This window comes from Streptomyces sp. NPDC004609, from assembly GCF_042873655.1.
GTDB lineage: Bacteria > Actinomycetota > Actinomycetes > Streptomycetales > Streptomycetaceae > Streptomyces.
This window is the reverse complement of sequence record NZ_JBIALS010000007.1, coordinates 100,915-115,088: the sequence shown is the minus strand read 5'-3', so window position 1 is coordinate 115,088 and position 14,174 is coordinate 100,915. Positions and strand designations below refer to the sequence as shown.

Below are 14,174 nucleotides of genomic sequence, written 5' to 3'. Positions count from 1 at the left end.
ACCTTCGTACACACGCGCACCCATTCGCGAGGGTTGCAGAGGGTTGCAGCCATTGCGCCGTACCGCCGTCCGGGAGGACCCCCGCGTGCACACCACGCCGATCGACCTGGCCAGACTCGCCGCCATGGACTTGGCGGAGGCCACCAGACTTCTGAAGGGAGTGCGGGAAGCCACCCTCAGCGGACGCCGTTCGCCTGTCGGACCGAGGGCGGACATCGACGAGTCCTGGCAGCGGCTGCTGCGCAGCGGCCTGGATCCGGACCGGGGGCGGCGGGTCGGTCTCCTTCCCCGGGAGGAGACCGAGCGGCGCCGTGGCGCGTCACCGCTGCGCGAGGTGCTGCCCGTGCTGCGGGACGGGCTGGTCTCCATCGCGGACGCCGCGCAGCACATCATGGTCGTCGCGGACGCGGAGGGGCGGGTGCTGTGGCGCGAGGGCACCGCGTCCGTGCTGCGCAAGGGGGACGTGCACGGGGTGGTCGTGGGTTCGGACTGGAGCGAGGGGGTGGCCGGTACGAACGGGATCGGCACCTCGCTGGTGGTCCGGCGGCCGGTCCAGGTGCACTCGGCCGAGCACTTCGTCGCGGCGCACCACTCGTGGACCTGTGCCGGGGCGACGGTGACCGATCCCCGGGACGGCCGGCTGATCGGGGTCGTCAATCTCAGCGGGCCGCTGGCCTCGGTGCACCCGACGACACTCCCCCTGGTCACCGCGGTCACCCGGCTGGCTGAGGCGGAGCTGCGCCAGCAGCACTTCGCGGCGCTGGACCGGCTGCGGGGGGCGGCGGCGCCGCTGCTCGGGCGGATGACGGGGCGGGCGCTGGCCGTCGACGCGAGCGGATGGCCCGCGGCGGTGATCGGCATGCCGCCGCCGGGGCGGCTGCAACTGCCCAAGTCGCTGACCGGCGGGCGGTTCTGGCTGCCGCCCCTCGGCATGTGCGCGGTCGAGCCGGTGCCGGGCGGCTGGCTGATCCGGGTGACGGAGCCGGGCGCGCCCGCGCCCGCGGCGCGGATCGTCCTGGATCTCAGCCGGCCGCGGCGGGCGTCGGCGACGGTGTCCGGGGAGGCGGGCAGCTGGGTGCAGGAGCTGAGCCCCCGCCATGCGGAGCTGCTGCACGCGCTGGCGGTGCACCGGGAGGGGCGGAGCGCGGCGCAGCTGGCGCAGGAGCTGTTCGGGGATCCGACGCGGACGGTGACGGTGCGGGCGGAGATGTCGCGGCTGCGGCGGCATCTGGCGCATGTGCTGGCGAGCCGGCCGTACCGGTTCGCGGACGGGGTCGAGGTGGAGGTCCGCCACGGGGGGTCGCCCGAGCCCCGGGTCGGCCCGCCCCGCGCGCCCTCCTGGTGACCGCGACGCCCGGGGCCTGCGTCTCGTGGTGACCCGGGCGGCCGGGGCCCGGGGCCTTTGATACGGGGCTCTGGAGACGCGTGGCCCGCCTGGGGTGCACCCCGGCCGTCGGGGGCCGCCGTCTGCCGGGGCTCCGCGAGGGTCGGCCCACCCCTCGGGGCTCCGCTCCGAGCCCCCCCCGCCTCGGACGCCGGTGGGACTGTGTATGCCTCCCGGCGCCTGAGGGCACCCGGCGGGGAGCGTCTCCGGCCCGTCCCGCCGCAGGAGCCGCTCCGGAGGCCCGGACCGGCACAGGACCGGCATGGAACAGGCACAGGACAGAACACCGGACCGGCTCAGGACCCGTGCGGACAAGCACGGGCCGCCCGGGATCAAGGACCGGGAGCATGGACAGGGCGTGCTTGGGCCGGGGGGAGGTGGCATGATTATCTGGGGATATGCGCATCAGTGTCACCACGTGGTCCCTTGAGCAGACCTCCCCCGCCGATCTCCGCCCCGCCGCCCCCGCGAGCGGGGACGTGACCATCGCCCGGGCCGGGATACCGTCGCCCGAGTTCAGCCGTTTCCTGTACACGGCCGTGGGCGGGGACGTCCTGTGGACGGACCGGCTCGGGATGACGTACGCGGAGTGGGAGGAGGTCCTGTCGCGGCCGGGCGCCGAGACCTGGGTCGCGTACGAGAAGGGGACACCCGCGGGATACGCGGAGATCGAGGCGCAGGACGAGGGCTCGGTCGAGATCGTCTACTTCGGGCTGATCCCGGCCTTCCGGGGCCGCGGGATCGGCGGCCATCTGCTCTCGTACGCGGTCGCCCGCGCCTGGGACCTCGCCGAGCGCCGGCCGGGGCTCGCGCCCACCAAGCGGGTCTGGCTGCACACCTGTTCCAAGGACGGCCCGCACGCCATGGACAACTATCTGCGGCGCGGGTTCACGCTGTTCGACACCACGGTGGAGGAGGAGCCCCTGACGGTCACGCCCGGCCCCTGGCCCGGCTCCCGCCCCTGATTCCGCACCATCTCCGCAGCGACTCCGCTCCCCCTGGGGAAAGACCTCCTGACCGCCGCGCCGACCGTGTCACCGGCCGGGCGGCGGGCCCTGTGCCCGGACACGTGACCGACACCACAGCGTCTCGCGATTCGAGACTGAGTTGTCCATCATACGGATGATGGTGGACTGCCATCCGATCGCCGTGACACGCTTCCGTCATGTCTCGAGCTGGAATTGCCTTGGTGAGTCGACGCCACGTCGACCACGGCCGCATGTCCAGCGCCATCTGTCCCGCCTGCTGACAGCCCAGCACCGCCGCACACAGTCGAGCATTCCCCCCTCCTGCCTTTCTCCCGCGTTCCCCTTGACGCACCGCACCCCGGCGCACCGTCGCGCCTCAACGCGAGTGTGCAGCTCAGAGCCGCCCTCCTGCAGTCTCGAAGGACATATCGCCATGGCCGCCACCCCGGAAAAGCCCGCTCCCGCCGCAGCGTCCCGCCGCAAGACGGGACGTCACCGCGGCGAGGGTCAGTGGGCCGTTGGCCACATGACGCCGCTCAATGCCAACGAGCAGACCAAGAAGGACGACGACGGTCTCAATGTACGGACACGCATTGAGACGATCTACGCCCACCGCGGTTTCGACTCCATCGACGGCGCGGACCTGCGCGGCCGGATGCGCTGGTGGGGCCTCTACACCCAGCGCAAGCCCGGGATCGACGGCGGCAAGACCGCGATCCTTGAGCCGGAGGAGCTGGACGACAAGTACTTCATGCTGCGCGTCCGTATCGACGGCGGGCGGCTGACCACCGAGCAGCTCCGGGTGATCGGCGAGATCTCCCAGGAGTTCGCGCGCGGCACGGCCGACATCACCGACCGGCAGAACATCCAGTACCACTGGATCCGGATCGAGGACATGCCGGAGATCTGGCGGCGGCTCGAAGGCGTCGGGCTGTCCACGACCGAGGCGTGCGGTGACACCCCCCGGGTGATCCTCGGCTCGCCCGTCGCGGGCATCGCCGAGGACGAGATCATCGACGGCACACCCGCGATCGAGGAGATCCAGCGCCGGATCATCGGCAACAAGGCGTTCTCGAATCTGCCCCGCAAGTTCAAGTCCGCGATCTCCGGCTCTCCCCTGCTGGACGTGGCGCACGAGATCAACGACATCTCGTTCGTGGGGGTCGACCACCCCGAGCACGGCCCCGGCTTCGACCTCTGGGTCGGCGGCGGGCTCTCCACCAACCCCAAGCTCGGTGTACGCCTCGGCGCGTGGGTCCCGCTGGAGGACGTCCCCGATGTGTACGAGGGCGTCATCTCGATCTTCCGGGACCACGGCTACCGGCGCCTGCGCACCCGGGCGCGGCTGAAGTTCCTGGTCGCCGACTGGGGCCCGGAGAAGTTCCGCCGGGTCCTGGAGGACGAGTATCTGCTGCGGACCCTGGCCGACGGGCCCGCGCCCCCCGTTCCCGTACAGCAGTGGCGCGACCACGTGGGCGTGCACCGGCAGCGGGACGGGCGGTTCTACGTCGGGTTCGCACCGCGCGTCGGACGGGTCGACGGCACCGTCCTCACCAAGATCGCCGAACTGGCCTCCGCGCACGGCTCCCAGCGGGTGCGCACCACCGTCGAGCAGAAGATGCTCGTGCTCGACGTGGCCGAGGACCAGGTCGAGTCGCTGGTCGCGGGACTGGAGGCGCTGGATCTGCGGGTGACCCCGTCACCGTTCCGGCGCGGGACGATGGCCTGCACCGGCATCGAGTTCTGCAAGCTGGCGATCGTCGAGACCAAGGCGCGCGGCGCCTCCCTGATCGATGAACTGGAGCGCCGGATCCCGGAGTTCGACCAGCCGATCACCATCAACATCAACGGGTGCCCGAACGCCTGCGCCCGTATCCAGGTGGCGGACATCGGTCTCAAGGGGCAGCTGGTCCTGGACGACGACGGCAACCAGGTCGAGGGCTTCCAGGTCCACCTGGGCGGCGCGCTGGGCCTGGAGCCCGGCTTCGGCCGCAAGGTCCGCGGCCTGAAGGTCACCTCCGCCGAGCTGCCCGACTACGTCGAGCGCGTCCTGCGCCGCTTCCAGGACGAGCGCGAGGACGGCGAGCGCTTCGCCACCTGGGCGGCACGCGCCTCCGAGGAGGCCCTGTCATGAGCGAGCGCGCCGCCCCCTTCTACTGCCCCTACTGCGGCGACGAGGACCTGCGTCCCAACGAGCAGGGCCACGGCGCCTGGGAATGCGCGGCATGCAATCGGGCCTTCCAGTTGACGTTCCTCGGGCTGCTGACCCGGGGGCTTCAACGCGACGCCGGTCGCGACGACCTTGGAGGCAACGGGATATGACGGTCACTCACGCCACCGATCTCAAGGCCCTCGCCGAGCGGGCCGGGCGGGACCTGGAGGACGCGTCCGCGCTGGACGTCCTCACCTGGGCCGCCAAGACGTTCGGCCCCCGCTTCTGCGTCACCTCCTCCATGGAGGACGCCGTCGTCGCCCATCTCGCCTCCCGCGCCTTCCCGGGCGTGGACGTGGTCTTCCTCGACACGGGCTACCACTTCCCCGAGACGATCGGGACCCGGGACGCGGTCGAGGCCGTGATGGACGTCACGCTGATCACCCTGACCCCCCGCCGGTCGGTCGCCGAGCAGGACGCCGAGCACGGGCCGAGGCTGCACGACCGCGACCCCGACCTGTGCTGCGCGCTGCGGAAGGTCAAGCCGCTGGAGGAGGGCCTGACCGCGTACGACGCCTGGGCGACCGGGCTGCGCCGCGACGAGTCCCCCACCCGGGCGAACACCCCGGTCGTCGGCTGGGACGAGAAGCGCCGGAAGGTCAAGGTTTCCCCTATAGCCCGCTGGACCCAGGACGACGTGGAAGCGTACATAGCCGAGCACGGTGTCCTGACCAACCCGCTGCTGATGGACGGCTACGCCTCCGTCGGCTGCGCCCCCTGCACCCGCAGGGTGCTGGAGGGCGAGGACGCGCGCGCCGGCCGCTGGGCCGGGCGCGGCAAGACGGAATGCGGGCTGCACGGCTGATGACGACTGCGGGAGAGCAGGGAGACAAGGACGTGACAGGGGCCACCATCTGGCTCACGGGGCTGCCGAGCGCCGGCAAGACGACCATCGCCCTGGCGCTGGCGGAGCGGCTGCGCGAGGGCGGCCGCCGGACCGAGGTCCTCGACGGCGACGAGATCCGTGAGTTCCTCTCCGCCGGACTCGGCTTCAGCCGCGAGGACCGCCACACGAACGTCCAGCGGATCGGCTTCGTCGCGGAACTGCTGGCGTCCCACGGCGTCACGGTCCTCGTGCCGGTGATCGCCCCGTACGCGGACAGCCGCGAGGCCGTCCGGGGGCGGCACGCGGCCGCGGGCACGCCCTATGTGGAGGTCCATGTGGCGACACCGGTGGAGGTGTGCTCCGTACGCGATGTGAAGGGGCTGTACGCCAAGCAGGCGGCGGGCGAGATCAGCGGGCTGACCGGGGTGGACGACCCGTACGAGGAGCCCGTCTCCCCGGATCTGCGGATCGAGTCGCAGCACCAGAGTGTCCAGGAGTCCGCGGCGGCGCTGCTCGCGCTGCTCACCGAGAAGGGTCTGCTGTGAGCCACGCGAAGGGACACGCCGGGACGGCCGTCGCCGGTGTCCAGGGCACCGGCAGTCCGTACGCCCTCTCCCACCTCGACGCCCTGGAGTCCGAGGCGGTGCACATCTTCCGCGAGGTGGCGGGTGAGTTCGAGCGGCCGGTGATCCTCTTCTCCGGCGGCAAGGACTCCATCGTCATGCTGCATCTCGCGCTGAAGGCGTTCGCGCCCGCCCCCGTCCCGTTCTCGCTGCTGCACGTCGACACCGGGCACAACTTCCCCGAGGTCATCGAGTACCGCGACCGTACGGTGAAGCACCACGGGCTGCGGCTGCACGTCGCCTCCGTACAGGAGTACATCGACGCCGGGAAGCTGCGGGAGCGGCCCGACGGGACCCGCAATCCGCTGCAGACCGTGCCGCTGACGGAGAAGATCCAGTCCGACCGGTTCGACGCCGTCTTCGGCGGCGGACGCAGGGACGAGGAGAAGGCCCGCGCCAAGGAGCGGGTGTTCTCGCTGCGGGACGAGTTCTCGCAGTGGGACCCGCGCCGCCAGCGCCCCGAGCTGTGGCAGCTGTACAACGGCCGTCACGCGCCCGGTGAGCATGTGCGGGTTTTCCCGCTGTCGAACTGGACCGAGCTGGACGTCTGGCAGTACATCGCGCGGGAGAAGATCGAGCTGCCGCAGATCTACTTCGCCCATGAGCGGGAGGTCTTCCAGCGCTCCGGGATGTGGCTGACGGCCGGTGACTGGGGCGGCCCGAAGGAGTCGGAGCAGGTCCAGACGCGGCTCATCCGCTACCGCACGGTCGGCGACATGTCCTGCACGGGCGCGGTCGACTCCGACGCCACCACCCTGGACGCGGTGATCGCCGAGATCGCCGCCTCCCGGCTCACCGAGCGGGGCGCGACCCGCGCCGACGACAAGCTGTCCGAGGCCGCGATGGAAGACCGCAAGCGCGAAGGGTACTTCTAGCCATGAGCAACTCCACCGAGCAGCTGACGGAGCAGTTGTCCGCGACGACCCTGCTGCGCTTCGCGACCGCCGGCTCCGTCGACGACGGCAAGTCCACCCTGGTGGGGCGGCTGCTGCACGACTCCAAGTCGGTGCTGACCGATCAGCTGGAGGCCGTCGAGCACGCCTCCCGCTCGCGCGGCCAGGACGCGCCGGACCTGGCGCTGCTCACCGACGGGCTGCGCGCCGAGCGGGAGCAGGGCATCACCATCGATGTGGCGTACCGCTACTTCGCCACCGCGCGCCGGCGGTTCATCCTCGCCGACACCCCGGGCCATGTGCAGTACACCCGGAACATGGTGACGGGCGCCTCCACGGCCGAACTGGCGGTCGTCCTGGTCGACGCGCGCAACGGCGTCGTCGAGCAGACCCGCCGCCATGCCGCGGTCGCCGCGCTGCTGCGGGTGCCGCATGTGGTACTGGCGGTCAACAAGATGGACCTGGTCGGGTACGAGGAGTCCGTGTTCGCGGCCATCGCCGAGGAGTTCACCGCGTACGCGAGCGAGCTCGGCGTACCGGAGATCACGGCCATCCCGATCTCGGCGCTCGCCGGTGACAATGTGGTGGAGGCGTCGGCGAACATGGACTGGTACGGCGGTCCCACGGTGCTGGAGCATCTGGAGACCGTGCCCTCCAGCCACGATCTGACGGCCTGCCACGCCCGGCTGCCGGTGCAGTACGTGATCCGTCCGCAGACGGCCGAGCACCCGGACTACCGGGGTTACGCGGGCCAGATCGCCGCGGGCACGTTCCGGGTCGGCGAGAGCGTGACCGTACTGCCGTCGGGCCGCGTCTCGAAGATCTCCGGGATCGATCTGCTCGGCGAGGCCGTGGACATCGCCTGGACGCCGCAGTCCGTGACCCTCCTGCTGGAGGACGACATCGACATCTCGCGGGGCGATCTGATCGTGCCGAGCGGTGACGCGCCCGCGACCACGCAGGACGTGGAGGCGACGGTGTGCCATGTCGCCGACCAGCCGCTGACGGTGGGCCAGCGGGTGCTGCTGAAGCACACCACCCGTACGGTCAAGGCGATCGTCAAGGAGATCCCGTCGCGGCTCACCCTCGACGATCTGTCCCAGCACCCCGACCCGGGGCGGCTGGTGGCCAATGACATCGGCCTGGTGCGGGTGCGTACGGCCGAACCGCTGGCGCTGGACTCGTACGCCGACTCCCGCCGCACCGGCTCCTTCCTCCTGATCGACCCGGCCGACGGCACCACGCTGGCGGCCGGCATGGCGGGCGACTCGTTCGCGACCGCCGCGAAGTCCGTACCGGCCGACGGCTCCTCCGCAGACGACAGCGAATGGAACTTCTGATGACCGATGTGTTCGCGACGTTCGCGAAGGAGGGCGGCCGGGTGGGCAGCGGCACCCTCGGCGCCGGCTCGGGGGGTGTCACGCGATGTGCGCGATGACCCCTGCGTACGACCCGCGCCACCGACGAAGACCGTTAACCGCCGACTTCCCGGCCACGCACCACGAGCGTGACCGCCGGGGCCTCCGAGAGGAAACCCTCCCGTGCCTGCCACCCGTACCACCCTGCGCCGCGGTATCGCCGTCGCCGCCGCACTCCCGCTGCTGATCGGCGCGCTCGCCTCGTGCGGTTACGGCTCCGACGCGAAGAAGGACGACAAGACCGCCCCGGCCGCCAAGGGCGAGAAGCTCTCGTCCGACACCGTGAAGCTCGGCTACTTCCCGAACCTGACGCACGCCACCGCTCTCGTCGGTGAGCAGGAGGGCATCCTCCAGAAGGAACTGGGCGGCACCCAGATCAAGTCGACCACCTTCAACGCGGGCCCCTCGGAGATCGAGGCGCTGAACGCGGGCGCGATCGACATCGGCTTCATCGGCCCCTCGCCGGCCATCAACGGCTTCACCAAGTCCAAGGGCAGGAATCTGCGGATCGTCGCCGGGTCCGCGTCCGGCGGGGTCAAGCTGGTGGTCAACCCCGAGAAGATCAAGACCCTGGACGATCTCAAGGGCAAGAAGATCGCCACACCCCAGCTCGGCAACACACAGGACGTCGCGTTCCTCAACTGGATCGCCGAGAAGGGCTGGAAGACGGACGCCCAGAGCGGCAAGGGCGATGTCTCCGTGGTCCGTACGGACAACAAGATCACCCCGGACGCCTACAAGTCCGGCTCCGTCGACGGCGCCTGGGTGCCGGAGCCGACCGCGTCCAGGCTGGTCGCCCAGGGTGCGAAGGTGCTGCTCGACGAGGCGACGATCTGGCCGGACAAGAAGTTCGTGATCACCCACATCATCGTGTCGCAGAAGTTCCTCAAGGAGCACCCGGACGTCGTGGAGGCCGTGGTGCGCGGCTCGGTGAAGACGAACGCCTGGATCACCGCCAACCCGGACCGGGCCAAGGCGTCCGCCAACGCCAAGCTGAAGGCGCTCACCGGCAAGGAGCTGCCGGCACAGATCCTCGACCCGGCGTGGGCGTCGATCCGGTTCCTGGACGACCCGCTGGCCTCGACGCTCCAGGCGCAGGCGGACCACGCGGTGAAGGCCGGTCTGCTGGAGCAGCCCGACCTCAAGGGCATCTACGACCTGACGGCGCTGAACAAGGTCCTGAAGGCCGACGGCAAGCCCGCGGCCTCCGACGCCGGTCTCGGCGCCCGGTAGACGCCGAACGACCCCTCGCAGCCACTGACCCAGGAGGTGACGACCATGGCCAGCACCCTCACCAAGGACCCGGCCGAGGCCCGTACGACGGCCGGGCACGCCGCCCGTATCGAGCATGTCTCGAAGTCCTTCGCGGGCCCCGCGGGGCGGCAGCTCGTCCTGGACGACATCACCCTCGATGTCGCCCCCGGCGAGTTCGTCACCCTCCTGGGCGCCTCGGGCTGCGGAAAGTCCACCCTGCTCAATCTGGTCGCGGGTCTGGACGCGCCCTCCGCGGGGTCCATCGAGACCCCCGGGGGGCGGCCCGCGCTGATGTTCCAGGAGCACGCGCTGTTCCCGTGGCTGACCGCGGGCAAGAACATCGAACTCGCGCTGCGGCTGCGCGGGGTCGCCAAGGCCGAGCGGCGCACCGAGGCCGAGCGGCTGCTCGAACTCGTACGGCTCGGTGGCGCGTACCGCAAGCGGGTGCACGAGCTGTCCGGCGGTATGCGTCAGCGGGTGGCGCTGGCCCGCGCGCTGGCGCAGGACAGCCAGCTGCTGCTGATGGACGAGCCGTTCGCGGCGCTGGACGCCATCACCCGGGATGTGCTGCACGACGAGCTGACCCGGATCTGGCGGGAGACGCGGCTGTCGGTGCTGTTCGTGACGCACAACGTCCGCGAGGCCGTGCGGCTGGCCGAGCGGGTGATCCTGCTGTCGTCCCGGCCGGGCCGTATCGCCCGGGAGTGGACGGTCGGCATCGAGCAGCCGCGCCGTATCGAGGACGCCGCGGTGGCGGAGCTGTCCATCGAGATCACCGAAGAACTGCGTGGGGAGATCCGCCGACATGGCCAGCACTGACACCTCGGCCAAGGACGCGCAGCCCCAGGAACCCGATCCCCGGTCCGGGTCTGCGTCTACGGCTGGCTCCGCGCACGACCTCGCGGGGCTGGAGGCGGGCCTCGACGCGCTGGACACCGTCCAGGCCCAGCGGACACCGTTGCGCCAGGTGCTGCTGAAGAAGGTGCTGCCGCCGGTGGTGGCGGTGGCGCTGGTGCTGGTCGTCTGGCAGGTACTGGTGTGGGCGGAGGTCACCGACGAGGGCAGCCTGCCCGCGCCGTCCGCGGTGTGGGACAGCGTGTCCGACCTGTGGCTCCAGGGCACCCTGCTGGAGATCGTGTGGACCAGCATCTCGCGCGGCCTCCTCGGCTTCCTGCTCGCGCTCGCGATCGGTACGCCGCTCGGACTGCTGGTCGCCCGGGTGACGTTCGTCCGGGCCGCGATCGGGCCGATCCTGTCGGGTCTCCAGTCGCTGCCGTCGGTCGCTTGGGTGCCGCCGGCGGTGATCTGGCTCGGCCTCAACAACCAGATGATGTACGCGGTGATCCTGCTGGGCGCGGTGCCCTCGATCGCCAACGGTCTGGTCTCCGGCGTCGACCAGGTCCCGCCGCTCTTCCTGCGCGCGGGACGCACGATGGGCGCCACCGGGCTCAAGGGCACCTGGCACATCGTGATGCCGGCCGCGCTGCCCGGCTATGTGGCGGGTCTCAAGCAGGGCTGGGCGTTCTCCTGGCGGTCCCTGATGGCGGCGGAGATCATCGCGTCGTCGCCCGATCTGGGGCTGGGGCTCGGCCAGTTGCTGGAGAACGGCCGCAACAACTCGGACATGCCCGGGGTGTTCCTGGCGATCCTGCTGATCCTGACCGTCGGTATCGCCATCGATCTGCTGATCTTCAGTCCGCTGGAGCGCGCGGTTCTGCGGGGCCGCGGTCTCCTGGTCAAGAACTGAGCCCGCCCATGCGCCCTCCCGTCCTTCTCGTCGTCGCCCACGGCAGCCGCGACCCGCGGCACGCGGCGACCGTCCACGCCCTGGTGCGCCGGGTCCGGTCGCTGCGCCCGGGGCTGCGGGTGGAGACCGGTTTCCTGGACTTCAACGCGCCGTCCGTGCCGAGGGTGCTGGAGCGGCTCGCCGCCGACGCCGAGGCGGCGGGGAGCGCTACCGGCCGGGGACGGGCGGGCGGCGGGCGACCGGGCGGCGGAACGGCCGGTGAGGTGACGGAGGTGGTGGCGCTGCCGCTGCTGCTGACGCGCGCCTTCCACGCCAAGTCCGACATCCCCGCCGTCCTGCACGAGGCGTCGGTCCGCCTGCCGAGGCTGCGCATCCGGCAGGCGGAGGTGCTCGGCCCCTCGCCCCTGCTGCTCGCGGCGCTGGAGCGGCGGCTGTACGAGGCCGGGCTCGGCCCGGCCGGCACACGCTCGACCGGGCTCGTCCTGGCCTCGGCGGGCTCCACGGACCCGGAGGCGATCGCAGTGATCGCAGACATGGCGCGGGAGCTGAGGCACACCGGTTGGTGTGCCGTGCGGCCTGCGTTCGCCTCCGCTGTCTCACCCGGGGGCTTCCCCCGCACCGAGGACGCCGTGCGTTCCCTGCGGGCCGACGGCTGCGCGCGGGTGGCGGTGGCCCCTTACGTCATCGCCCCCGGCCGCCTCCCCGACCGGATCGCCGCGGGCGCGCGGGACGCCGATGTCCTCGCGGATGTCCTCGGTCCCTCGCCCGAGCTGGCCCGGCTGCTGCTGGAGCGCTACGAGCAGGCGCTCGCCCCGGAGCTGTCACCTGAGCGTTCCCTGCGGCTCGGGGTCCCTGCCTGACGCGCCGGTGCGGGCGGGGCCGAGTGCGCGCCGGCGGGGCGCACGCCGACGGACGGCCCGGCGGTCCGTCCCCCGGCGGTACGCGTCAGGGGCGGCGGTCTCACTCCGGCGGTACGGGTCGGCCGCACCCGTCCCGTACGCTCCGGTCCCCCGGCGAGGGATCGACCGCGTCCCGGGCGGGGAAACGCTCCCCCGGCGCCCGGTAGGCTTCCGTGTCCACGGGCGGACAGGGGGAACCGTGGCGGACAGCACTCCCGATCCGGCCGCGCCCGGCGACCACGCCGACGCGCGGCTGCTTCATCTGCGTACCGAGGTGGGCCTGGTCGTCGAAGAGGCCCGTATCGGAGCCAGACGCGCCCAACGGCGCAGCAAGCTGTGGAACGCGACGTACATCTGCCTCGGCTTCCCCGCCGCCGTGCTGGCGGGGATCTCCGGGGCCGCCGGACTGGCCGCCCCGGGAGCGCGCGTTCCGGCGGCGGTGCTGGCGCTTCTGTCGGCGGGGTTCTCGGCCGGGTCGACCTTCTTCCGCGCCGATGCCCGGCAGGTGGCGAATCTGCGCAGACGCTACGCGTGGCAGCATCTGGAGACCCAGGCCCGACTGGTCCTGGCGCACCAGGCGTACGAGGGGGTCGAGCAGCTCCACGCGGCTCTGGTCACTCTGCTCGACATCCGGGCGGCCATCCCGTCGAGCGCCCTCGTCCTGACCGAGCTCCCGCCGCCCGCGTCCCCGCCGCCGATCGCGGCGGCACCGCAGCTGCCGCCGGTCACCCCCTCCGCGCCGGGGTCCTGAACCCGGCGGAGGTGCCGCCGGCGGGCCGTGAGCGGCCGGGGGCGGGCAGCAGGTCCACCAGGGGCGCGATCACGGGGTTCACCGCGGTCGCGACCGACCCTCCGCGGGCTCGGTGACACATTCGTAGCGGTGCGGTGACGGCCGCGGGTCGCGGTTGGCGCACCATCGAGACAAGGAGGCCGACATGTCGTTCTACTACCACAAGCGGATCACGCTGATCCCCAGGGTGCTGCACCTCAACATCAGCTCGCACGGCTGGTCCTGGTCGTTCGGCGGACGCCGCGCGCACATCACGCGCGACAGCCACGGCCGCCGCAGCGCCGCGGTCCGGCTGCCCGGCGGCTTCACCTGGCGCAGGGACTCGCGCCGCCGCCGCTGACGCGCGTACGCCTCCGGGCGTCCGGCGCGGTCCCGAGGGGAGGCCGTGTTCCGGCCGGTGGGCGGGCGTCTCAGTCCGCGGTCAGCTCCACCAGTTTGACGACGGTGTTCCAGTTGCGGCTGGTGGCAACGATCCCCCTGGTGAGACCCGGCCTCGCGAGGACGTCGGCGAGCTTGGAGCGGCCCAGGCCGTCCGGAGCGTACAGATAGAGGGAGCGCTCGCCGAGCCGGAACTCCTCCGGTGCGAACGCGGCCCGGTCGATCGCGGCGAATCTCTCGGGGTCGACCCCTTCGGAGAAATAGGTGACGTGCAACTGCCTGGCCTCCAGCTCGGCGGCCGGAAAAGGGCAGTCGTCGGCGATCGCCCGAAGATAGGCGGCGTCACGAACCAGACAGTCGACGGTGAAGCCGAACCGCTTCTCGATCCCCTGCTCCAGGGTCCGCGCCAGCGCGCGCTCGTCGGCGGAGTCGCTGGTGAAGACGGCGTTTCCGCTCTGGAGATAGGTGGCGACACCACTGAAACCCACGTCCTCCAGCACCTCGCGGAGCGCGGCCATGGGCACTTTTCGGTGACCGCCGACGTTGATACCCCTGAGCAGGGCCGCGTATCTCGTACTCATGGTCACACCCTAGGCCGACGGCCCCTTCTGACGGGCACCCAGATGCATGTAAGGGGCCTTCACTTTTGTTGTCGGGGATCCGGCCGTCCCAGCGGAGGAGATCACCGTCCCCGGAGTCACCGGTGAGCAGGACGAATGGATCAGCGGCTGCCTCTAGCGTCATTGCTGAGACGCCGGCGTCGCGCCGGTTCGACGCCACGA

Annotated in this window: 15 protein-coding genes; 14 read left to right on the top strand and 1 reads right to left on the bottom strand. The window is 71.6% G+C overall.

From position 1 onward, the window contains the following. Positions 1-85 precede the first annotated feature (85 nt). The 14 genes from ACFYT4_RS09555 to ACFYT4_RS09490 all read left to right on the top strand — a co-directional run bounded on the left by ACFYT4_RS09555 (position 86) and on the right by ACFYT4_RS09490 (position 13,354). Entirely contained in the window at positions 86-1,345 is a 1,260-nt protein-coding gene (locus ACFYT4_RS09555) for a GAF domain-containing protein (protein WP_389266956.1), read from the top strand. 437 nt (positions 1,346-1,782) lie between these two features. Further along, positions 1,783-2,349, top strand: a complete 567-nt coding sequence (locus tag ACFYT4_RS09550) for a GNAT family N-acetyltransferase (RefSeq protein ID WP_389266955.1) — start codon at positions 1,783-1,785, stop codon at positions 2,347-2,349. 436 nt (positions 2,350-2,785) lie between these two features. Next, on the top strand, positions 2,786-4,486 hold the full coding sequence (locus tag ACFYT4_RS09545; RefSeq protein ID WP_389266954.1) for a nitrite/sulfite reductase: 1,701 nt from the start codon (positions 2,786-2,788) through the stop codon (positions 4,484-4,486). Continuing rightward, positions 4,483-4,674, top strand: coding sequence for a hypothetical protein (locus ACFYT4_RS09540; protein WP_389266953.1), 192 nt, complete (start codon positions 4,483-4,485; stop codon positions 4,672-4,674). The genes ACFYT4_RS09545 and ACFYT4_RS09540 overlap by 4 nt, the downstream gene beginning before the upstream one ends. Beyond that, complete coding sequence (locus ACFYT4_RS09535; protein WP_389266952.1) at positions 4,671-5,369, top strand: phosphoadenylyl-sulfate reductase; 699 nt, start codon at positions 4,671-4,673, stop codon at positions 5,367-5,369. Before ACFYT4_RS09540 ends, ACFYT4_RS09535 begins: the two co-directional genes overlap by 4 nt. Further along, positions 5,351-5,935 (top strand): adenylyl-sulfate kinase, encoded by a 585-nt coding sequence (gene cysC / locus ACFYT4_RS09530; RefSeq protein WP_389266951.1) that lies wholly within the window; start codon positions 5,351-5,353, stop codon positions 5,933-5,935. Before ACFYT4_RS09535 ends, cysC begins: the two co-directional genes overlap by 19 nt. Next, the gene (gene cysD, locus ACFYT4_RS09525) at positions 5,932-6,888 is read left to right on the top strand and encodes a sulfate adenylyltransferase subunit CysD (RefSeq protein WP_389266950.1); all 957 of its coding nucleotides are present in this window, start codon (positions 5,932-5,934) and stop codon (positions 6,886-6,888) included. Before cysC ends, cysD begins: the two co-directional genes overlap by 4 nt. Positions 6,889-6,890: 2 nt before the next feature. Further along, positions 6,891-8,246 (top strand): sulfate adenylyltransferase subunit 1, encoded by a 1,356-nt coding sequence (locus tag ACFYT4_RS09520; RefSeq protein ID WP_389266949.1) that lies wholly within the window; start codon positions 6,891-6,893, stop codon positions 8,244-8,246. A gap of 201 nt (positions 8,247-8,447) precedes the next feature. Continuing rightward, the gene (locus ACFYT4_RS09515) at positions 8,448-9,557 is read left to right on the top strand and encodes an aliphatic sulfonate ABC transporter substrate-binding protein (RefSeq protein WP_389266948.1); all 1,110 of its coding nucleotides are present in this window, start codon (positions 8,448-8,450) and stop codon (positions 9,555-9,557) included. A 45-nt stretch (positions 9,558-9,602) separates the two neighbouring features. Continuing rightward, on the top strand, positions 9,603-10,397 hold the full coding sequence (locus ACFYT4_RS09510) for an ABC transporter ATP-binding protein (RefSeq protein WP_389266947.1): 795 nt from the start codon (positions 9,603-9,605) through the stop codon (positions 10,395-10,397). Further along, the gene (locus tag ACFYT4_RS09505; RefSeq protein ID WP_389266946.1) at positions 10,384-11,325 is read left to right on the top strand and encodes an ABC transporter permease; all 942 of its coding nucleotides are present in this window, start codon (positions 10,384-10,386) and stop codon (positions 11,323-11,325) included. Before ACFYT4_RS09510 ends, ACFYT4_RS09505 begins: the two co-directional genes overlap by 14 nt. 8 nt (positions 11,326-11,333) lie before the next feature. Next, positions 11,334-12,185, top strand: coding sequence for a sirohydrochlorin chelatase (locus ACFYT4_RS09500; protein ID WP_389266945.1), 852 nt, complete (start codon positions 11,334-11,336; stop codon positions 12,183-12,185). Between the two features lie 238 nt (positions 12,186-12,423). Next, a complete protein-coding gene (locus tag ACFYT4_RS09495; protein ID WP_389266944.1) occupies positions 12,424-12,975 on the top strand; it encodes a hypothetical protein in 552 nt (183 codons plus the stop codon). 184 nt (positions 12,976-13,159) lie between these two features. Next, a complete protein-coding gene (locus ACFYT4_RS09490; protein WP_389266943.1) occupies positions 13,160-13,354 on the top strand; it encodes a DUF4236 domain-containing protein in 195 nt (64 codons plus the stop codon). A 70-nt stretch (positions 13,355-13,424) separates the two neighbouring features. On the opposite strand, the gene ACFYT4_RS09485 is transcribed toward ACFYT4_RS09490, so the two are convergent. Next, positions 13,425-13,973, bottom strand: coding sequence for a DUF1697 domain-containing protein (locus ACFYT4_RS09485; RefSeq protein WP_389266942.1), 549 nt, complete (start codon positions 13,971-13,973; stop codon positions 13,425-13,427). Positions 13,974-14,174 lie beyond the last annotated feature (201 nt).

Excerpts from the sequence above, each read along its gene's own strand:
- ACFYT4_RS09550 (WP_389266955.1), top strand. The coding sequence starts at position 1,783 with ATGCGCATCAGTGTCACCACGTGGTCCCTTGAGCAGACCTCCCCCGCC.
- ACFYT4_RS09545 (WP_389266954.1), top strand. The coding sequence starts at position 2,786 with ATGGCCGCCACCCCGGAAAAGCCCGCTCCCGCCGCAGCGTCCCGCCGC.
- ACFYT4_RS09540 (WP_389266953.1), top strand. The coding sequence starts at position 4,483 with ATGAGCGAGCGCGCCGCCCCCTTCTACTGCCCCTACTGCGGCGACGAG.
- ACFYT4_RS09535 (WP_389266952.1), top strand. The coding sequence starts at position 4,671 with ATGACGGTCACTCACGCCACCGATCTCAAGGCCCTCGCCGAGCGGGCC.
- cysC (WP_389266951.1), top strand. The coding sequence starts at position 5,351 with ATGCGGGCTGCACGGCTGATGACGACTGCGGGAGAGCAGGGAGACAAG.
- ACFYT4_RS09520 (WP_389266949.1), top strand. The coding sequence starts at position 6,891 with ATGAGCAACTCCACCGAGCAGCTGACGGAGCAGTTGTCCGCGACGACC.
- ACFYT4_RS09510 (WP_389266947.1), top strand. The coding sequence starts at position 9,603 with ATGGCCAGCACCCTCACCAAGGACCCGGCCGAGGCCCGTACGACGGCC.
- ACFYT4_RS09505 (WP_389266946.1), top strand. The coding sequence starts at position 10,384 with ATGGCCAGCACTGACACCTCGGCCAAGGACGCGCAGCCCCAGGAACCC.
- ACFYT4_RS09500 (WP_389266945.1), top strand. The coding sequence starts at position 11,334 with ATGCGCCCTCCCGTCCTTCTCGTCGTCGCCCACGGCAGCCGCGACCCG.
- ACFYT4_RS09490 (WP_389266943.1), top strand. The coding sequence starts at position 13,160 with ATGTCGTTCTACTACCACAAGCGGATCACGCTGATCCCCAGGGTGCTG.
- ACFYT4_RS09485 (WP_389266942.1), bottom strand. The coding sequence starts at position 13,973 with ATGAGTACGAGATACGCGGCCCTGCTCAGGGGTATCAACGTCGGCGGT.